The organism is Serratia surfactantfaciens, from assembly GCF_001642805.2.
GTDB classification, from domain to species: Bacteria; Pseudomonadota; Gammaproteobacteria; order Enterobacterales; family Enterobacteriaceae; genus Serratia; species Serratia surfactantfaciens.
The window spans coordinates 5,036,000-5,054,269 of the sequence record NZ_CP016948.1 but is presented as its reverse complement, the minus strand read 5'-3'; the positions used below and the strand labels follow the sequence as shown (position 1 = coordinate 5,054,269).

Below are 18,270 nucleotides of genomic sequence, written 5' to 3'. Positions count from 1 at the left end.
CTCTCGTTATTATTGTGGTCTGAGGCTCAGACGCCCCATTTCGGGATCGGGTGGTCGCCCATGGAAATGCACACGTTCTTCATTTCGGCGAACACTTCGAAGCTGTATTCGCCGCCTTCGCGGCCGGTGCCGGAGGCTTTCACGCCGCCGAACGGTTGGCGCAGATCGCGCACGTTTTGGGTGTTGACGAAAACCATGCCGGCTTCGATGCCGCGGGCCAGGCGCAGAACCTTGCTCACATCCTGCGTCCAGATGTACGACGCCAGGCCGTACTCCACGTCGTTGGCCATGCGCAGGCCGTCTTCTTCCGACTTGAACGGCAGCAGGCAGGCCACCGGCCCGAAGATCTCCTCCTGCGCCACGCGCATCCGGTTATCGACATCCGCCAGCACCGTCGGGCGCAGGAAGTTGCCGTGGCTCAAACCAGCCGGTTTGTCCGGGCCGCCGGCCAGCAGGGTCGCCCCTTCTTCCACCCCGAGGCGGATATAGCCGGAGACTTTTTCCCAGTGCTGCGGGCTGATCAGCGCCCCCACCTGGGTGTTGGGATCTTGCGGATCACCCACGCGCAGACGGTTGGCGCGCTCGGCGAAGCGTTTGACGAATTCCGGGTAGATGCTCTCCTGAATGAAGATGCGCGAACCGGCGGTGCAGCGTTCGCCGTTGATCGAGAAGATGGTGAACAGCGCGGCGTCGAGCGCCCGCTCGATGTCGGCGTCTTCAAAGATCAGCACCGGCGACTTGCCGCCGAGCTCCATGGAGAATTTCTTCAGCCCGGCACTTTCGATAATGCGGCGGCCGGTGGCGGTGCCGCCGGTGAACGAAACCGCGCGCACGTCTTTATGGCGCACCAGCGCGTCGCCGGCGGTGGCGCCGTAACCCTGCACCACGTTCAGCACCCCGGCGGGAATACCGGCCTCTAGCGCCAGCTCGCCCAGGCGATCGGCGCTCAGCGGCGACAGTTCGGACATCTTCAACACCGCAGTGTTACCCAACGCCAGGCAAGGTGCGGTTTTCCAGGTGGCGGTCATGAACGGCACGTTCCACGGCGACACCAGCGCGCAGACCCCCACTGGCTGCACCAGCGTGTAGTTGAGCATCTTGTCGTCCACCGGGTAGGTCTTGCCGTTCATCTGCTGGCACACCTCGGCGAAGAACTCGAAGTTGTGCGAGGCGCGCGGGATCAGCACGTTTTTGGTCTGATGGATCGGCAGGCCGGTATCGGCAGTTTCCATTTCGGCGATCTGCGGCACGTTCTGGTCGATCAGTTCACCCAGACGGCGCATCAGGCGCGCGCGCTCTTTCATCGGCGTGTTGGCCCATTTGGGGAAAGCCTCTTTCGCGGCCGCCACCGCCTGGTCGATCTCCAGCTGGCCGCCGGAGGCCACTTCCGCCAGCACCTCGCCGTTCGCCGGGTTGGTGGTGGTGAAATACTCTTTGCTGGCGACGTTCTTGCCGTTGATCCAGTGGTTGATGGTTTTCATCGCAGGCTCTCCTCGTAATCTTTTTCACTGATAATGTGGTTAACCAGACGGCCGATGCCCTCGATCTCCACCACCACTTCGTCGCCCGGCCGCACGTCGGCCAGCCCTTTCGGCGTGCCGGTGGCGATCATGTCACCCGGCTGCAGCGTCATGAATTCGCTCAGGTAGGCGATCAGGAACGGAATGTCGAAAATCATGTCGGCGGTACTGCCGCGCTGGCGCAGCTCGCCGTTGACGTAGGTGCTGAGCGCCAGCCGGTGCGGATCGGCGACGTCGTCGCGATCGACGATGTACGGCCCGATCGGCGTCAGGGTATCGCGGCTCTTCACCCGCAGATTCGGCCGGTAGTAGTTTTCCAGGTAGTCGCGGATGGCGTAGTCGTTGCACAGGGTGTAGCCCGCCACATACTCCATGGCGCGCTCGCGGCTGACGTTACGCGCGGTCTTGCCGATCACCGCCACCAGCTCGGCTTCGTAATGCATGTACTCCACGTCGGCCGGACGCACCGATACCTGACGATGGCCGGTCAGGGTGTTCGGTGCCTTGAGGAACACCAGCGGCTCTTCCGGCGCTTTGAATTCCAGTTCGCTGGCGTGGTCGGCATAGTTCAGCCCCAGGGCAAACACCGTGCCCTGCGCCGGCGGCAGCCATTCCACTTCGCGCTCCTGCAGCACCTCGCCGTTTGGCAGCGTGACGCGCAGCTGGTCGTCCACCTGAACGTTGACGATCTGGCCATGATGGCGAATACGGGCATGTTTCATGATGTGGCTCCTGCCTGGGTGACGCGGTTGCTCAGAGTGGGCAGGCCGGCGGCGCGCACCGTCACCTCATCCCCCGGTTTGATCTCCACCCGCTGGTGCGGGGTGCCGATCAGCACCGCATCGCCCGGCTGCAGGGTGATGAAATCGCTGATGGCGGCGATCAGCTCCGGCACCGAGCGCACCAGATCGGAGGTGGACCAGCGATCCTGCTCCACGCCGTTGATCTCGGTGACGATCTCCAGCCGATCGGCATTCTCCAGCTGGCCGATCTCTCCCAGCGGGCAGAACCCGTCGCGGCATTTGGCCTTGATCGCCGGGCGATAGAAGCTGCTCTCCGGCAGGCTGACGTCGTTGGCCAACGCGTAACCGGCCAGATAACGGCTCACCTGCGCCGCCGGCACCTTGCGCGCGGTGTCGCCGATGATCACCGCCAGCGTGCCGCCGCTCTGCACGGTTTCACCGGCCGGAAACGGGATCGCCCCGCCGTTGGCGAGGTGAGTGTTGCGCGGTTTGATAAACCACACCGGGGTTTTGGGTGGGGTCTGATACGGCGGCTGGTGAAACGCCTGATCCCAGGCGTCCAGTTGGCTGCGGTGGTTCAGCGCAACGGAAAATACGGTGCCTTTCATGCGAACTCCTCCAATGGCAAAACATGACAACCGGTATTCATTAATATATTAATGATTACTTTTATACGCTGTGCAGCTTTTACGCAACGCGCTTGGAGTGATTTGTGATCGTGATAACAAAATATTCACAAAACAAGAACATTAGCGTGATTACTCAACGTATTAACCCTTTTTCACACCATTTTTCGCTGCGCCTTGCATTTTTGCTTTATCCCTACGGGTAACTTTGGCTACTATTAAGTTATTAACAAAATCGGGCTTTGTGGGGCAGGCGCCCCCATAACGAGCGCCGTAATAACGAACACCTTGATAGCTAAGGCCAAACTTATGCATGAATCGTTAACCATCGCCCTGCTGCAGGCGCGTGAAACCGCCATGGGGTTCTTCCGCCCGATCCTGAAAAGCCACAATCTCACCGAGCAGCAGTGGCGCATCATCCGCGTGCTGGCCAACAGCCGTTCGATCGAATTCCACGAGCTGGCGGCGGAAACCTGTATCCTGCGCCCCAGCCTGACCGGCATTCTGTCGCGCATGGAGCGCGACAAGCTGATCTTCCGCCTGAAACCCGTCAACGATCAGCGCAAGCTGTACGTGTCGCTGACCCAACAGGGTCAGGATCTGTATGAAGTGGCGCGCCACCAAGTGGAACAGGGCTACGCCGAGATTGAAGCCGCCTTTTCGCGGCAGAAAATGGACCAGTTGATGACGTTGCTGGACGAGCTGATCACCCTGGGCGACAGCCTGCCCGCCAACGTCACCGCGCATCCTGCCAAGCAGTGATTTAACCCACCGGAATTCTCAAATTAATTGGCGTCTGCAGCCAACAACGCTGCAGCGTCAAGCAAGCGGAGAATTCGTTTCCGGCAACAGCGCGCCGCCGTCCACCACCAGCGTCTGGCCGGTGATATAGGCCGCCGCCGGCGAGGCGAGAAACACCATCGCCGCGGCGATGTCTTCCGGTTCACCCAGCCGCCCGAGCGGCACCGCAGCGGCGATCGCCTGATTCACCTGCGCGTCGCCCAGGTTGGCCATCGCCGGCGTGCGGATCATCCCCGGCTCCACGCCGTTGACGCGAATTTTCTCCGCCGCCAGCTCCAGCGCCGCCGCGCGAATAAACCCGTTCACCCCGGCCTTGGAAGCGGCGTAGTGCGCCAGCCCCGGGTAGGCCACCCGCGGGCCGGTCACCGACGAGGTCACCAGCAGACTGCCGCCGCCGGAGCGGCGCATCCACGGCAGCGCTGCCTGCGCCAGAAAGAACGGCGCCATCAGATTGACGCTCAGCGTGCGTTGCAGCAGGGCCGCGTCGATGGCGGCGAACGGCGTCAGCGGAAAGTAAGCGGCGTTGTGGATCACCACATCCAGCCGTTGATGCCGCTCGCCCACCGCCGCCACCCCCTCGGCGATCTGCCCCGGCTCGGCCAGATCGCAGGCCAGCGCCTGCACGCTCAACCCTTCGTCCCGCAGCGCTTGCGCCGCCGCCTGTGCCTGCGGCAGCTGCACGTCCGCGATCGTCACCTCGGCGCCCAACCGGGCGAAGGCGCTGACGATCGCCAGCCCAATGCCCTGAGCGCCGCCGGTCACCAGCACCGCCTGCCCCGCGAAGGCGTCGGCCGCATAGGTTGCGTTCATCGGCCTATCCTCGCGGGTGGCGCGTGGTGTTCAGCACCTGCGCGTGGGCGCCGACCGCAAAGTTGCTCAGCGCGCTGAAATCGCTGCCCTGATAGCCGAGGATCTTGCCGTCGGTGCGCATGCCTTGCAGATCGATCACCACCACGCCCAGCGTCGGAATGATCTTCTCGCGCCAGACGAACAGATAAAGCTGCTCCGCCACCTTCACGTAGTGACAGCGATCGACGTCCGCCAGCCCTTTCTCCACCCCGTCCAGACACTGCCAGGCGTAGAAGTTGTCGTTCAGGTAGATATGCTCGTAGCGTTCGGTCGGGCTGTAGGTGTACATATTGCGCATGCCGATCAGCTCATCGGTAAAACCCGGCGGCGCCACGTCGGCGTCATCCAGCGTGCCGAAGCGGAATTCGGCCTCGACCGCGGTCAGCGGCAGCCCCTGTTCCACCCGGCTGAAGGCGTCGAGCCGCGCCTGCGCTTCGTCCGGCAGTTGGCCGTACACCGCGGTGAAGTTGCCCTGATTGCGGTCGCACACCAGCGTAATGCTGGCGTTGGCGCGTGCGGGGTCGAGAAAATCGATGAACAGCACGCCGGGGCGAATGCTGGTGGCGCGATAGGCGACGCCGCGCCGCTCTCCCCACTCCAGCGTCTGCTCGTCGGTGAACCGGCAGCGCTGTGTCGCACCGTCGCGAAAGCGCAGCGTCAGCGTGGTGCCCGCCAGGCCGTGCTGGCGTTCCAGCGTATTGCTGTGCGGCGCAAAGCCTTCCGCCAGCGCGCCAACCTGAATGAATACCGCTTCTGAACTCATGGAAATGCTCCTTACAGGGAAGTGAAAGCCAATGTCGGCACATCGACGATGGTGGAGCCGCCGTCGGCCACCAGCGCCGCGCCGGTAATGATTGAAGCCTCGCTGGAACAGAGGAAACGGCAGACGCGGGCGATCTCCTCGGCGCTGGCCGGCCGGCGCAGCGGCACATCGCGGCAGACCATCTGGTAAGCCTGCTCCAGCGAAATCTGATGGGCGTCCATCAGCAGCTGCATCTCTTCGTCCGCCATCGGCGTGGTCACCCAGCCGGGACACACCGCGTTGGCGCGCACGCCCAGCGGGCCATAGTCGCGGGCGATGGAGCGCATCAGTCCGATCAGCGCGTGCTTGGCGGTGACGTAACCGCAGACCTCCGGCCCGGCGGCCAGCGAGGCGATCGAGGCGACAAACAGCAGGTTGCCGCCGCTCTTGATCAGCTCCGGCAAGCAGGCGCGCGCGCTGGCGAAAGCGCTGTTGAGGTTGCTGTCCATCGCCCCTTGCCACTGCTCGTCGGTCATCTCGGTAATGCGCTTGAAGCCCATGCCACCGGCGCTGCCGATCAGGCAGTCGATGCGCCCGGCGTCGCGCAGAATGGCCGGCAGCAGCGTGTGGTTCCAGCTCTCGCCGCTGGCGGCGTCGCCCACCAGCGCCTGCGCGCCGATCTCATGCGCCAGCGCCGCCAGCGGTTCCGGGCGGCGGCCGATGATGAACACCCGATCGCCCTGCGCCGCCAGCAGACGGGCGCAGGCGGCGCCGACGCCGGTGCCGCCGCCGGTAATCACAACCACTCTATTCATGATTCAGCTTCTCCATCAGTTGGCCGATCATCAGCAGGCTGCTCAACAGCAGCCGCCGCTGTTCGGCGTCCAGCCGCAGATAGCGGCGGCCGGCCGGCAAACGGCTGACCACCTCCGATGCGGCGAAATGCTCGATATCCACCTGCCAGCGCCCGTCTTTGACCGTCAGCCGCACGCGGCGAAAATCCAGCTGCGCCAGCGTCTCGCCGATCTGCGGGTAGCGCAGCAGGCCATCCAGCACCCGCTGCGCGGCCGCATGGCGCTGGCGCAGCAGATAGCGCACGCCGCGCCGCCGCAGCCAACCGCCGGTCACCACGTCCAGCGTCAGCGGGGGCTGCGCCGCGCACGCGCCCTGCAACCGAAAACGATGGCTGACGATATGCGCCATAAACAGCCCCTGCACCTGTTCGCTGACCTCGATCTGCGGCCCCTGCGGCAGCGTCAGCCGCAGCAGGCCCGGCGCCAGACGTTCGCACGCGTAGGGTTCCAGGTTGCGGGCCAGACGATCCAGCGCGGCGCCCGGACGATAGCCCGACGGCGCTCGCCGCCAGGCGCGATTAAGTGAGGGAAGTAAGCCGATCAAACTGCGCCTCCTCGTTTTCGCCCTTGGCGAAGGCATTTTCCAGCACCTGCTCGACCGGCACCGGCTTGAATGGATTCACTTTCTGCACGCACAGCGTCCAGAACAGCGCATAGGCGGCGGTCAGGCCGATCATCCAGCCGAAGGGAATGTAAACGTCGCTCGGGTTCATCCCCGGCGGCGTGATGTAGACGATGGCCAGCACGATGCCGACGCTGGAGACGATTTGCGGCAGCGGGAACCACGGCGATTTATAAGCGCGCGGCAGATCGGGGCGACGCAGGCGCAGGATGACCACCGAGCAGGTCACCAGCAGGTAGGCCACGCCCCAGGCGCACACCGCCGCCAGCACCAACGGAATGATCTTGTCGAGGTTGCCCTGAATGGCGAAGGCGTGCACGCAGGGGATCAGAACCGCCACCAGAATGCCGACCACCGGCGTTTTAAAGCGCGGGTGCAGATAAGCGAACATGCGCGGCAACGCGCCGTCCAGCGCCATGCCGTAAAGGATGCGCGGCACCGCCGCCATCAGCGTATTGATGGTCGCCGCGCCCGCCAGCAGCAGGCCGACGCCCAGCCAGTATTTGCCGAACTGGCCCATCACCTGGCCGGCGAAGGCCGGGATGGCCATCGGCGTTTCCAGCAGGCGCGTGCCGCTGGCGGCGTCGACCACCACGTTTTCCACCTGGTGGCTGAGCGCCGCGCCGTACAGCGCCATGCACACCGCCACGCCGCACAGCCCGAGCGCCATGGCGCGCGGGATCACCCGATCGCAGCGTTTGATCTCCGGCGCCATCGGCGTCACCAGCTCACAGCCGACGAACATGAACATCGCCATGCCGATCAGGCTGAATACCGCGAAGGGATCGTTCAGGCTCAGCGTGCTGCCGAACCAACCCTCGAGCGGCACCGCATGCGGCGACAGCAGCCCGACGATGCCGAAGATCACCAGCGTGCTCCACATGGCGAAGGTCAGCACGATCTCCGCCTTGCCGAAGGCCTCGATGCCGAACGCATTGAGCAGGCCGAACACCACAACCAACCCGACGCCGACCATCCAGGAGGCGTTGTGGCTTTCCATCAGGGTGTTGAGGTGCTCGAAGTTCACCAGCGCCATGATGCCGGAGAGAATGGTCTCGGCGGTGCCGGCGAAGATATGCACGATCAGGTAGGCCGACAGCGCGCCGGTGATGGCGAAAAAGCGCCCCATGCCGCAGGAGATGTAGTCGTAAACCGAACCGGAGGTCGGCAGCAGCGCCGCCGCTTCGGAGAAGGTGGTGAGCTGCGCCTGCATCATGATGAAGGCGATCAGCATCGCCAGCGCGAAGGTGTCGCCGCCGATGCCGAAGCCGCTGGTGACCGTCAGGATCACCGGGCTGGCCATGATCACCCCGACCGAACTGGCCAGGGTGGTGGGAAAGCCGACCTTGCCTCGAGCCAGGTGGGCGTGCAACCGCGACGACAGGTTCATGGTTATTTCCTCTTATAGTTTTGGCCTGATGCATGCAGGTGCTTGCAGGTTTTTCACCGCCAGTGGCGGTCATCTCACTATAGAGAGGAAAGGAAAATGCTGACTATCGTCCTTAAGGACGAGACGCTTTCAACCTGCGGCCGCGCTCACGGCGGCGCGCCACTGCATCGCCCCCTGCGGGCTGCGCGGGTAGGCGAGCAGCGGCGCCAGCAACGCGGAAAAGAAGGCGTAATAGCCGGCGCACAACCGGTTGTAGCGATCTTCGCCCACATGCGCCGGGCAGCCGCCCTGGCAGACGCTTTTCACGCTGCAGCGTTGGCACTCGCGGCGCAGGCTTTTGTTCTTGCCGAACGGCATCTCCACCGCCTTTGCCGCCAGGGTGGCGAGCGGCGTCTGCCGATCGGCATGGCCGAGCAGGTGCTGCGCATTGATCAGGTGATCGCAGGCGTAGAGGCGACCGTCCGGCTCCATCACCAGATTGCCGCCGCAGCGTTCGGCGTGCACGCAGCTGGGGCTGACGTGAGTGAAATACTGCGCGTAGACCTGTTCGATGTTCATCACAAACACCTGGCCGACGTGCCCGCGGCTGCGCCAGCGGCGATACACCGCCAGCATGAAACGCCCCCAGTTGGCGGCGCTCAGCCCGTAACCCGCGGCGGGCGCGTCCCCTTCCAGCATCAGCGGCTGAAACTGCAGATAGCGCGCGCCGATCGCCACCGCATGATCGTAGATCGCCTCGGCGCGGTCCGCGACGCCGTCGTGCACCACCATCAGCAGGTTGAAGTCGATCTGATGGCGCTGCAGCAGCGCGATGCCGCGCAGCGCGGCGTCATAGCTGGCGCCGCCGCGCTTGTCCGGCCGATGGGCGTCCTGCACCTCGCGATCGCCGTCCAGGCTGACGCCGATGATGAATTGATGCTGCCGGAACAGCCGGCACCAGGCATCGTTCAGCAGGGTGCCATTGGTCTGCAGGCTGTTGCTGATCCGCACACCCGGCGGCGCAAAGCGGCGCTGCAACGCCAGCGCCCGCTTGTAAAAACCGATCCCCGCCAACAGCGGCTCTCCGCCCTGCCAGACGAAGTTGATCTCGCGGCTGTGGCGCGGCTGGGCGGCAATGTAGCCGCGGATAAACTCCGCCAGCAAGTCGTCGTCCATCTTGCGCGTCCGCGCTTGCTGGCGCTGCGGGTAGTAGCAGTAGCGGCAGCCCAGGTTGCAGCCGGCACCGATCGGTTTCACCAGCAGGTGAAAAGGCGCCGCCGCGCGCGGTTCGCTCTCTACCGGGATCTGCTGCGCGCGCAGCTGGGCCAGGTTCATGGCGCCGCCTGTGGCAACGGTTTGTGGGTCTGCGGATGCAGGCCGATGTAGTCGCCGGTGTTGGCGTCGACGCCGAGATAGTCGATCGCTGCACCTTTGGCTTCAATAACCATGCTCTGTTGCGCAAAGCGGCGATACGCCTCGCTCAGCCGTTTGACCCGCTCCGGGTCGGCGGCGGCCAGATCGCGCGTCTCCAGCGGATCGTCATGCAGGTTGAACAGCCCCCACGGCGCCATCTGCGCCGTCGGCCCGGCCTTCACCAACCGCCGCAGCTTCCAGACGCCATCCACGTAGGCGGCCTGGTTATGCAGCTCCACGCCGTAGGTCGCGCGCGGCACGCCGTCGGCCTCGCCGCTGAAATAGCGTTTGAAGCTGACGCCGACCATCGGCAGCGTCGGCTTGGCCTTCAGCGGTTTATTGGCGTCGATGCCGGCATAGTCGTACAGCGTCGGCGCGATGTCATACACCGCCATCGGCGTGCGATCGATACCGCCGCGGCCCTTCAACCCTGGCGCGGAAATGATGAAATCGGTGTTGATGCCGCCCTGCGCGCTGGTGGTCTTGTGGTAGTTGGCGTACGGCGCATTGCTGACGTTGGCCCAGTGCGGCCCGTAAGAGATGAACGATCCCTTGCGGCCGAGGTTGGCGTAGCTGTTGTCGAACTGCCGCCAATACTCCGGCTTCGAGCCGTAGTAAAAGCCGCTGGCGGGGTTGGCGCCGTTGTCGGTGGCGAACACGATCACCGTATTTTGGTCGCGGCCGGTCTGCTTCAGGGTGTTCAACACCGCGCCGACCTGATCGTCCATATAAGCGATCATCGCCGCGTACACCTGCATGGTCTTGGCTTCATATCTTTGCTGTTCCGGCGTCAGCGCGTTCCAGGCCTTATCCAGCGCCAGCGTCGGCATCGGCGTGCGATCGGAAATCAATCCCAACGCTTTCAGGCGCTGAATGCGCTGCTGATAGGCCAGCTGATAGCCGGCGTCGTATTTGCCGTCAAATTTGGCGATCCAGTCATCCGGCGCCTGCAGCGGATCGTGCGGCGCGGTAAAGGCCAGATAGGCGAAGATCGGCTTGCTCTGCGGTGTCTCGCGGATCCACCGTTCCAGCTGGTCGGCATAGGCCTTGCTGGAATAGAAATCTTTGGGCAGCGACACGCGCTTGCCATTCAGGGTGTAGAAGGTATGGAACGCCTCCACGGTGCCCAGCGGTTTCGCGTCGTCGAAATGGCTGGTGCCGCCGCCCATAAAGGCGAAGGCACGCTCAAAGCCACGATCGGTTGGTTTGGCGCCGTCGACATAGCCCAGATGCCATTTGCCCGCCATCATGGTGGCGTAGCCCGCGTCGCGAAAACGCTCCGGCAGCGTGGTCACGCGGTCGGTCAGGCGCATTTCATACCCCGGCTGCGCGGCGGTGCTTTCATACCACCACATGCCGCCCATGCCGGCCTGCTGATTGGTGTTGCCGGTCATCAACATCGAACGCGCCGGCGCCGACATCGGCGAGGTGTAGTACTGGCTCATGCGCACGCCCCGTTCGGCCAGCGCCTGCAGGTTGGGCGTCGGTATCTCGCCGCCGAACGGGCTGATGTCGGAGTAGCCCATGTCGTCCACCAGAATGATCAGCACATTGGGGCGATCGGCGTCCGCCCCGTGCGCCAGGCCCGATAAGGCGCCGCTCAACGCCACCGCCAACGTTTTTTTCTGCATCGTCCGTCCCCTGTATGGTCATGCGGACTGAACAACCCGACGCCTCAGCCCGAGAAAGGTCATCATTTTTTCGTCTTATACGTTTGGTGCCGCCTGGCGCTATCTTCAATTCGCAGTGTAGAAAGCGGCGGAAAAGCCTGGCTATCGTTCTTAAGAACGAGGGACGGCGACGACAGCAGCGGCTGTAGCACGCGCAGGGCGGCGAGGGCTTCCCCCGGGCAGGCATTGAAAAGCGCTGTAAATTCAGCGAGAAAAGCGGTGAACTATTTCATTAACCTATTAATGAAAATCGCGATAAATCCGAATGAAAAAGCCCTGATTAACGCAGTGTCATCTTGTTATTTATGTGTTTTATTGCAATCAGCCTCACGTTGTTAATATGTTTTTATTGTGTTGCTAAATTGCTACAACTATGCTTGTATCGTTCATATATTGACCGCCAACATTCTCCAGATTGAACGATAAAGGGAGGAACACGAATCATGCACAGCACCGCATCCGATGCCTTTATCAACAGCTGTTTGGCGACCATTACGCACCTGATCCCGGTCTCCGCCGGGGTGTTTTATCTGGTCGATCGCAACCTGCGGCCGGATCACTACATCCTGCACGGCATGCCCGATAAAACGCATCAGCAGTACCTGAACCACTTCCAACAGATAGACCCGCTGCAGCCGGCCAATTTCCATCGCCAGGACATCACCATGGTCGGCATGAGCCCGGCGGCGATCGCCGGCAACCGCCGCTATTACCACGACTTTATGCTGCCGAACGACATGCGCGACATGACGGAGATTTTCATCCGCCAGCGTAAGCGCATCGTCGCCGGGGTGTCGTTGATCCGCGATACGCCGTTCACCGAAGTGGAGCGCGGCCGCCTGCGCGCGGTGCTGCCGCTGATCGAGCTGGCGACGCGCGATCTGCTGCCCGACAGCGAGGCGCAGATGCTGACCGCCAAAGAGCAAGAGATCGTCAATATGGTGCGCGAAGGCGCCAGCAATAAGCGCATCGCCCTGAAACTGGGCATTTCGCTGTCTACGGTGAAAACCCATATGCGCAATATTTTCGCCAAAACCGACGTGGTGAATCGCACCGAACTGGTCGCCAGCGGCTTTCTCGCCCACGGTTAACGCCCGATAACGGCCGCCGTCGCCGGCGTCCGGAAAATAACGTCAGAACGTATTCGCCATCTATGGCGCGGCCTCCCCCTGCCCGCAATCGGGCCTGGCGGGATATTTCATCGTCACTCAACGCTTGGGGAATAAGCTTTATGTCCAGTGATTCGGTTTCCGCGCCCGCCGTCGGCGCGGCGCTCCCCTGCCCGCCGCGGCTGTTGACCGCCATTATCGTCTTCGCCGCCATCGCGCCGGGCATTCTGATGACCGCCCCCGCCGTGGCCGCCCAGCTCGCCGCACAGTGGCAGCTCGGCCCGGCGCAGATTGGCCACCTGTTTTCCACCGAACTCGGCGCCATGAGCCTGGCCACGCTGCCGGCGTGGTGGTGGATCGGGCGCATCAACTGGCGACGGGTCGCTACGCTGTCGGCGCTGGTGTTTATCGCCGGCAACCTGGCTTCGGCGCTGGTGCAGGACTTCACCCTGCTGCTGCCACTGCGCTTTATCGCCTCGCTGGCGGGCGGCACCCTGATGATCCTGTGCATCACCTGCGCCGCCGGCACCGCCAATCCCAGCCGGGTGTATGCCTTCTGGGTGCTCGGCCAGCTGGTGCTGGGCGCGGTCGGGCTGCTGGTGCTGCCGCCGCTGTTCGCGCACTTCGGCCTGATGGCGGTCTACCTGATTTTGGCGGCCATCATGCTGTGCTGCCTGCCGCTCATCCCGGCGTTTCCCAGCGGCTTCACCGCCGCCCGCGCCGCCCGCAGCGGCCCCGCTGCTTCGCTGTCGCGCAAGCTGTGCGCCGTGCTGGCGGTGCTGACCTTTTACATCAGCCTGAGCGCGGTCTGGACCTTCATCGGCGGCATCGCCGCCGGCGCCGGGCTGTCGCCGGCCCACAGCGGCCAGGTGCTGGCCGTCGCCACCTTGCTCGGCATCGTCGGCGCGGGGGCCGCGGCGATGATCGGCGCGCGCTTCGGCGGCGGACGCCTGATCGTGCTCGGTTACGCCCTGCTACTGGCCAGCGTGGCGCTGCTGACAGGCCAGCCCCTGCTGTTGCGCTTCGCCCTGGCGGCCCTGCTGTTCAAATTCACCTGGACCTTCGTGCTGCCATTCATTCTCGCGCGGGTCGCCGGGTTGGATAACGACGGCAAGCTGATGAACGGCATCAACCTGGTGATCGGCGGTGGCATGGCCATCGGCCCGACGCTGGCCGGCTATCTGATCGAATCTTCCGGCGGTTTCAACGCCTTGCTGTTCGGCGCGCTGGGCTGCGCGCTGCTGTCGCTACTGTTGATTTCGCTGGCTTCACCGCGCACACCGCGCCGTATAACAGGAGGAGAAAGGTGAAAAGAACAACCGGTTTCTTGTTTGATGAACGCTGTTTCTGGCACAGCACCGGCCTGCACGCCACCACCCTGCCGGTCGGCGGCTGGGTGCAACCGCCTTCGGGCGCCGGCCACGCCGAATCGCCGGAAACCAAACGGCGCATGAAGAACCTGATGGACGTGTCCGGCCTGTCGCGCCAGCTCACCCTGCTGAGCGCCGAACCGGCGACGGAAGAAGACCTGCTGCGCATCCACCCCGCCCACTATCTGCAGCGCTTCAAACAGGTGAGCGACAGCGGCGGCGGCCTGCTGGGGGAAGAGGCGCCGCTGGGGCCGGGCAGCTATGAAATCGCCAAACTCTCCGCCGGGCTGGCCTGCGCGGCGGTGGAAGCGGTGCTGCAGGGCGAGCTGGATAACGCCTATGCGCTGTCGCGCCCGCCGGGCCACCACTGCCTGCCGGATCAATCGATGGGCTTCTGCTTCCTGGCCAATATTCCCATCGCCATCGAGCGCGCCAAGGCCCGCTACGGCCTCGGCAAGGTGGCGGTGCTCGACTGGGACGTGCACCACGGCAACGGCACCCAGCACATCTATTGGCAGCGCGGCGACGTGCTGACGCTGTCGCTGCATCAGGACGGCTGCTTCCCGGCGGGCTATTCCGGCGAACGGGATCGCGGTGAAGGCGCCGGGGCGGGCTGCAACGTCAACGTGCCGATGCTGGCCGGCGCCGGCGACGACGGCTACCTGCACGCCATGCGGCGCATCGTCATCCCGGCGCTGGAAAAATTCGAGCCGGAGCTGATCATCGTCGCCTGCGGCTACGACGCCAACGCGCTCGATCCGCTGGCGCGCATGCAGCTGCACAGCGACAGCTTCCGCGCCATGACCGCGCTGGTGCAAGACGCCGCCGACCGGCTGTGCGGCGGCAAACTGGTGATGGTGCATGAAGGCGGCTACGCCGAATCCTACGTGCCGTTCTGCGGGCTGGCGGTGATGGAGCAGCTGAGCGGCGTGCGCACTGAAGTGCAGGATCCGCTGTTGGCGTTCATCCAGCAACAGCAGCCGCGCGACGCCTTCAATCGCTTCCAGCGCGAAGCGCTCGACGAACTGGCGCGCCAGTTCGGTCTGTAATGTCCTCTCTGCGGGCGCCGCATCCGGCGCCCCTGACAACCTCGCCGCCAACCGCTACGCTGAAGGGCAACCCTACCACTATGAGAACAATAACATGCCCGAACAAACCGTCAGCTTTATCAAAGGCCGCCACGGCGACATCGCCTTGCATGACTGGGGAAACGACAAGCCGCGCTATCTGGCGCTGCTGGTGCACGGCTACGGCGAACATCTCGGCCGCTATCAATACGTGGCGCGCACGCTGCAGGCGCAGGGGGCGCGGGTATTCGGCCCCGATCATCTGGGCCACGGCCTGTCACAGGGCGAGCGCGTGCTGATCGAGGATTATGACGCCGTCGTCGACGACGTTCAGCGCGTGGTCGAGCATCTTCGCCAACAGTATCCGACGCTGCCGTTGGTGGTGATCGGCCACTCGATGGGCGGCATGATCGCCACCCGCTACGCGCAGCGCCACGCCGAGGAGGTGAGCGCGCTGGTGCTGTCCGGCCCGCTGCTCGGCGACAGAACGGCGATCTCCGATCTGGCAGAGTTGCCGACGATCCCCGACGCGCCGCTGGATACCGCCACCCTGGCACGCGATCCGGCGGTTGGCGCGGCGTATCAGGAAGATCCGCTGGTGTGGCACGGGCCGTTCAAACGCCCCACCCTGCGCGCCATGCAACGGATCCTCGCCGCCATCAACGCCGGGCCGGGGTTCGGCGCGCTGCCTACGCTGTGGATCCACGGCGACGACGATCGGCTGGTGCTGATGAGCGAAACGCAAACCGCGCTCGATCGCCTGCGGGGCGACGATTTCGAACGGATGATCAATGCGGGCGGGCGGCACGAGAGCTTTAACGAAACCAATAAGGATCAGATCCTCAAGCGGGTAAGCGACTTTATTGCGCGGGCGTTAGGTTAAGGCGCTCCCCCTCAGCGGGCTGAGGGGGGCATGGCGGCGTCAGCCCTCGACGATGGCGAGATAGTGTTTGACGAAGCGATCCGAGGTGATGTCCCAGCGCACCGGGGTGCCCTTCTCGACGAACCAGGAGTCGCCGGCCTGGTACTGCACCGACTCGCCGGTGCGCTCGTTGGTCAGGGTGGCGCTGCCTTCCCACACCGTGGCGTGCTCGGCGAACGGATATTCCATCACGAAGCTGCCGCGGGTGCAGCTGAACACGCCACAGTTCAGATTGTCGGTCGGCTCGCCGAAGATGCTGGCCACGCCGACGGTCGGCGTGCCGGCGATCACCGTGGCGCCCAGGTTGCTGACGCTGCCGATCTCCAGCAGTTCCGGCAGCGGTTGTTTAAGCAGTAACGGTTTCATGTCATTCTCCTCTGAGGATTAACGGCGGCCTTTCCAATAGCCGGATGTCTGGTGCCAAACCTTACCGGCGGTGGTCATCACTCGCCGCAGCTTGTCCTTGCCGAAGATGTTGACGTGCGGGATCGAGCTCATCAGATCGTAACGATCGGATCCTTCACTCATGCCCTCCGCCAGCACCTTGCACACGATGTGGCTCGGCGTCACGCCGAAGCCGGAGTAGCCCTGCACGTAAAACACGTTGTCGCGATCCGGCAGCGTGCCGATCTGCGGGAACAGGTTGGCGCTGCAGCACAGCGGGCCGCCCCAAGCCAGATCGATCTTCACGTCTTTCAGGTACGGGAACACCTTCAGCATCAGGTTGCGGTTCCAGGCCTTGAGATCCGACGGGAAATATTCGATCAGGCGAGTGGCGCTGCCGAACAGCAGCCGGTTTTCGTTGGTCACCCGGTAATAGTCGATCACCGGGCGAATGTCGCTGTAGGCGCCGCGGATCGGGCTGATCTGACGGATCAGATCGTCAGACAGCGGCTCGGTGGCCAGTTGGAAAGCGTAGGTGTTGATAGTCTTGCGGTAGATCTGCGGTTCCATGCCGTTGAGGAAGCCGTTGCAGGCCCACAGCATCTTGTTGGCGCGCACCGAGCCCATGGCGGTGCGCACCGTGATGCGCGGCCCGTATTCCACGTTGAGCACGTTGCTGTTCTCGAAGATTTTCACCCCGTAGCCGCTCAGCGCCTTGGCCTCGCCCAGCAACAGGTTGAGCGAATGCACATGGCCACCGCCCATGTGTTTCAGCGCGCAGGTATAGGCGTCGGAGCCCACCACCTGCTTCACCTCCGCGCCGGTGTAGAGCTCGATCTCTTCGTCCGGCGCCACCGCCCTGAACTCCTTCAGCCATCCGCGCAGGGTCTTCTCCTGGCGCGCGTTGCTGCCGAGATAGCCGTAGCCGAAGCAGAAGTCGGCGTCGATGTCATATTTCTTGATGCGCTCGCGGATAATGCCGGCGCCGAGGTTGCTGATCTTGAAGATGGTTTCCAGCCCAGACGGGCCGACGTGGCGTTTGATCTTCTCCAGATCGTGGCCGATGCCGGCCATCACCTGGCCGCCGTTGCGTCCGGTGCCGCCGTAGCCCAGATAGCGGCCTTCGAGGATGGCGATGTTGGTGATGCCCTTCTCTGCCAGCTCCAGTGCGGTGTTGATACCGGAGAAGCCGCCGCCGATGATCACCACGTCGACGTCCAGATCCTCTTCCAGCGTCGGGAAGCGCAGATCGTATTTTTTGGTCGCCGCGTAGTAGGTTAAGGACTCGATTTCGTTGTTCACTGCCGCACTCCCGATTGCCTATGCCATGACATCGGATTATCGGGAGGCAGCAGCCGTGCCGCTATGTCCCCTTAGGGACATTCGCTACAAAAAATTAACATTCACGCGCTGCGCCGCTGCGGTGCGGTCAGCAGCAGGCTGAACAGTTCGGCCTGCGAGCCGATGTTCAGCTTGCCGTAGATGTTCTTGCGGTGATTTTTTACCGTGCCGAGGCTGATGAACAGCCGGTCGGCGATCTGCTGCGAACCGCAGCCGGCGAGGATCAGATCGACGATCTCGCGCTCGCGCGGCGTCAGCAGATAGCGCGCCTGCGCGCCGTCGTCGTTCACCGTCGCGGCATCGGCCGGCGCCGCCACCACCTCACCGTGCAGCCGCGCCACGCTTTTCACCAGCGTCAGCGCGCTGCGCAGATCCGCCCGCTGCGGGTAGCGCACCGCCACCGTGCGGCGCGCCGAGCCAAAGAACACGCCCAGCCCGCGCTCCGGCGTCAATTGCAGCAGCACCCCGGCCTCGTCGTGCCAGCCGGTCTTGCGATAAAAGTTACGGTAATAGTCGCTGTGATAAAACCCGCAGGGCGCCAGCTGACGCAGCGTCAGCACCTCGCCTTCGCCGCCGTCGTTCAGCGCGCGGTAAAACGGATCCTGCAGATAGGCGCCCTGCTGGTAGATCTGGTTGACCGCGTCGCTGTTTTCCCGCTCGGTTTTGATCAGGCAGCGCGGCGGCCGGCCGCGTTCGAAGGCATAGACGATGGCGTTGTCGAAGGCGAAAAACCCTTCCAGCCAGTTCAGCAGGCTGGGATAAAAACGCGGGCTGGCCACCGCATCGATCACCGCAGACAAGCGTTCAACCTGAATATCCATACCCGCCTCGCCATTATTAATACATTAACAATCTACCGATTTCGGAT

General features: G+C 63.8%; 18 protein-coding genes. 5 read left to right on the top strand and 13 right to left on the bottom strand.

The genetic code is table 11. The annotated features are described in order from the left end of the window. Positions 1-26: 26 nt before the first annotated feature. The 3 genes from hpaE to ATE40_RS23595 are packed head-to-tail and all read right to left on the bottom strand — an operon-like array spanning position 27 to position 2,871. Positions 27-1,481: a 5-carboxymethyl-2-hydroxymuconate semialdehyde dehydrogenase gene (gene hpaE / locus ATE40_RS23605; RefSeq protein WP_033631722.1), complete on the bottom strand. Its 1,455-nt coding sequence runs from the start codon at positions 1,479-1,481 to the stop codon at positions 27-29. Further along, on the bottom strand, positions 1,478-2,242 hold the full coding sequence (locus ATE40_RS23600; protein ID WP_004933177.1) for a fumarylacetoacetate hydrolase family protein: 765 nt from the start codon (positions 2,240-2,242) through the stop codon (positions 1,478-1,480). The genes hpaE and ATE40_RS23600 overlap by 4 nt, the downstream gene beginning before the upstream one ends. Then, positions 2,239-2,871, bottom strand: a complete 633-nt coding sequence (locus ATE40_RS23595; protein WP_063918104.1) for a fumarylacetoacetate hydrolase family protein — start codon at positions 2,869-2,871, stop codon at positions 2,239-2,241. The genes ATE40_RS23600 and ATE40_RS23595 overlap by 4 nt, the downstream gene beginning before the upstream one ends. 327 nt (positions 2,872-3,198) lie before the next feature. Between ATE40_RS23595 and hpaR the strand changes: the two genes are divergently transcribed. Further along, the gene (gene hpaR, locus ATE40_RS23590) at positions 3,199-3,651 is read left to right on the top strand and encodes a homoprotocatechuate degradation operon regulator HpaR (protein WP_004933183.1); all 453 of its coding nucleotides are present in this window, start codon (positions 3,199-3,201) and stop codon (positions 3,649-3,651) included. 57 nt (positions 3,652-3,708) lie between these two features. On the opposite strand, the gene ATE40_RS23585 is transcribed toward hpaR, so the two are convergent. From ATE40_RS23585 to ATE40_RS23555, 7 genes are all read right to left on the bottom strand, one after another. After that, positions 3,709-4,500, bottom strand: a complete 792-nt coding sequence (locus ATE40_RS23585) for an SDR family oxidoreductase (protein WP_063918103.1) — start codon at positions 4,498-4,500, stop codon at positions 3,709-3,711. A 4-nt stretch (positions 4,501-4,504) separates the two neighbouring features. Beyond that, positions 4,505-5,302 carry a molybdenum cofactor biosynthesis F family protein gene (locus tag ATE40_RS23580; RefSeq protein ID WP_063918102.1) on the bottom strand — a complete coding sequence of 266 codons (798 nt, stop codon included), beginning with the start codon at positions 5,300-5,302 and terminating at the stop codon, positions 4,505-4,507. A gap of 11 nt (positions 5,303-5,313) precedes the next feature. Continuing rightward, a complete protein-coding gene (locus ATE40_RS23575; protein WP_025159608.1) occupies positions 5,314-6,096 on the bottom strand; it encodes an SDR family NAD(P)-dependent oxidoreductase in 783 nt (260 codons plus the stop codon). Next, positions 6,089-6,679, bottom strand: a complete 591-nt coding sequence (locus ATE40_RS23570; RefSeq protein ID WP_019454949.1) for a DUF3156 family protein — start codon at positions 6,677-6,679, stop codon at positions 6,089-6,091. The genes ATE40_RS23575 and ATE40_RS23570 overlap by 8 nt, the downstream gene beginning before the upstream one ends. Then, on the bottom strand, positions 6,654-8,147 hold the full coding sequence (locus ATE40_RS23565) for an APC family permease (protein ID WP_019454948.1): 1,494 nt from the start codon (positions 8,145-8,147) through the stop codon (positions 6,654-6,656). Before ATE40_RS23565 ends, ATE40_RS23570 begins: the two co-directional genes overlap by 26 nt. Before the next feature lie 129 nt (positions 8,148-8,276). Continuing rightward, on the bottom strand, positions 8,277-9,461 hold the full coding sequence (locus ATE40_RS23560; RefSeq protein WP_063918101.1) for an anaerobic sulfatase maturase: 1,185 nt from the start codon (positions 9,459-9,461) through the stop codon (positions 8,277-8,279). Continuing rightward, on the bottom strand, positions 9,458-11,170 hold the full coding sequence (locus tag ATE40_RS23555) for an arylsulfatase (RefSeq protein WP_063918100.1): 1,713 nt from the start codon (positions 11,168-11,170) through the stop codon (positions 9,458-9,460). The genes ATE40_RS23560 and ATE40_RS23555 overlap by 4 nt, the downstream gene beginning before the upstream one ends. A 482-nt stretch (positions 11,171-11,652) precedes the next feature. Here ATE40_RS23555 and ATE40_RS23550 point away from each other — a divergent pair, with 482 nt between their 5' ends. The 4 genes from ATE40_RS23550 (at position 11,653) to ATE40_RS23535 (ending at position 15,638) form a co-directional block, all read left to right on the top strand. Next, positions 11,653-12,300 carry a helix-turn-helix transcriptional regulator gene (locus ATE40_RS23550; protein WP_019454945.1) on the top strand — a complete coding sequence of 216 codons (648 nt, stop codon included), beginning with the start codon at positions 11,653-11,655 and terminating at the stop codon, positions 12,298-12,300. 140 nt (positions 12,301-12,440) lie between these two features. Further along, a complete protein-coding gene (locus ATE40_RS23545; RefSeq protein ID WP_063918099.1) occupies positions 12,441-13,628 on the top strand; it encodes an MFS transporter in 1,188 nt (395 codons plus the stop codon). Next, a complete protein-coding gene (locus ATE40_RS23540; protein WP_063918098.1) occupies positions 13,625-14,737 on the top strand; it encodes a class II histone deacetylase in 1,113 nt (370 codons plus the stop codon). The genes ATE40_RS23545 and ATE40_RS23540 overlap by 4 nt, the downstream gene beginning before the upstream one ends. 94 nt (positions 14,738-14,831) lie before the next feature. Next, on the top strand, positions 14,832-15,638 hold the full coding sequence (locus tag ATE40_RS23535; protein ID WP_019454942.1) for an alpha/beta hydrolase: 807 nt from the start codon (positions 14,832-14,834) through the stop codon (positions 15,636-15,638). Positions 15,639-15,677: 39 nt separating this feature from the next. Here the strand turns inward: ATE40_RS23535 and ATE40_RS23530 are convergent, their stop codons facing one another. The 3 genes from ATE40_RS23530 to ATE40_RS23520 form a co-directional block, all read right to left on the bottom strand. Continuing rightward, a complete protein-coding gene (locus tag ATE40_RS23530) occupies positions 15,678-16,043 on the bottom strand; it encodes a cupin domain-containing protein (protein ID WP_019454941.1) in 366 nt (121 codons plus the stop codon). Between the two features lie 18 nt (positions 16,044-16,061). Continuing rightward, on the bottom strand, positions 16,062-17,363 hold the full coding sequence (locus ATE40_RS23525; RefSeq protein WP_063918097.1) for an NAD(P)/FAD-dependent oxidoreductase: 1,302 nt from the start codon (positions 17,361-17,363) through the stop codon (positions 16,062-16,064). Positions 17,364-17,464: 101 nt separating this feature from the next. After that, positions 17,465-18,223 carry a helix-turn-helix transcriptional regulator gene (locus ATE40_RS23520; protein ID WP_063918096.1) on the bottom strand — a complete coding sequence of 253 codons (759 nt, stop codon included), beginning with the start codon at positions 18,221-18,223 and terminating at the stop codon, positions 17,465-17,467. Between the last annotated feature and the right edge of the window lie 47 nt (positions 18,224-18,270).

What these genes read in the sequence shown, in the direction of transcription:
- hpaE (WP_033631722.1), bottom strand. Translation starts at nt 1,481, where the DNA reads ATGAAAACCATCAACCACTGGATCAACGGCAAGAACGTCGCCAGCAAA.
- ATE40_RS23600 (WP_004933177.1), bottom strand. Translation starts at nt 2,242, where the DNA reads ATGAAACATGCCCGTATTCGCCATCATGGCCAGATCGTCAACGTTCAG.
- ATE40_RS23595 (WP_063918104.1), bottom strand. Translation starts at nt 2,871, where the DNA reads ATGAAAGGCACCGTATTTTCCGTTGCGCTGAACCACCGCAGCCAACTG.
- hpaR (WP_004933183.1), top strand. Translation starts at nt 3,199, where the DNA reads ATGCATGAATCGTTAACCATCGCCCTGCTGCAGGCGCGTGAAACCGCC.
- ATE40_RS23585 (WP_063918103.1), bottom strand. Translation starts at nt 4,500, where the DNA reads ATGAACGCAACCTATGCGGCCGACGCCTTCGCGGGGCAGGCGGTGCTG.
- ATE40_RS23580 (WP_063918102.1), bottom strand. Translation starts at nt 5,302, where the DNA reads ATGAGTTCAGAAGCGGTATTCATTCAGGTTGGCGCGCTGGCGGAAGGC.
- ATE40_RS23575 (WP_025159608.1), bottom strand. Translation starts at nt 6,096, where the DNA reads ATGAATAGAGTGGTTGTGATTACCGGCGGCGGCACCGGCGTCGGCGCC.
- ATE40_RS23565 (WP_019454948.1), bottom strand. Translation starts at nt 8,147, where the DNA reads ATGAACCTGTCGTCGCGGTTGCACGCCCACCTGGCTCGAGGCAAGGTC.
- ATE40_RS23560 (WP_063918101.1), bottom strand. Translation starts at nt 9,461, where the DNA reads ATGAACCTGGCCCAGCTGCGCGCGCAGCAGATCCCGGTAGAGAGCGAA.
- ATE40_RS23555 (WP_063918100.1), bottom strand. Translation starts at nt 11,170, where the DNA reads ATGCAGAAAAAAACGTTGGCGGTGGCGTTGAGCGGCGCCTTATCGGGC.
- ATE40_RS23550 (WP_019454945.1), top strand. Translation starts at nt 11,653, where the DNA reads ATGCACAGCACCGCATCCGATGCCTTTATCAACAGCTGTTTGGCGACC.
- ATE40_RS23545 (WP_063918099.1), top strand. Translation starts at nt 12,441, where the DNA reads ATGTCCAGTGATTCGGTTTCCGCGCCCGCCGTCGGCGCGGCGCTCCCC.
- ATE40_RS23535 (WP_019454942.1), top strand. Translation starts at nt 14,832, where the DNA reads ATGCCCGAACAAACCGTCAGCTTTATCAAAGGCCGCCACGGCGACATC.
- ATE40_RS23530 (WP_019454941.1), bottom strand. Translation starts at nt 16,043, where the DNA reads ATGAAACCGTTACTGCTTAAACAACCGCTGCCGGAACTGCTGGAGATC.
- ATE40_RS23520 (WP_063918096.1), bottom strand. Translation starts at nt 18,223, where the DNA reads ATGGATATTCAGGTTGAACGCTTGTCTGCGGTGATCGATGCGGTGGCC.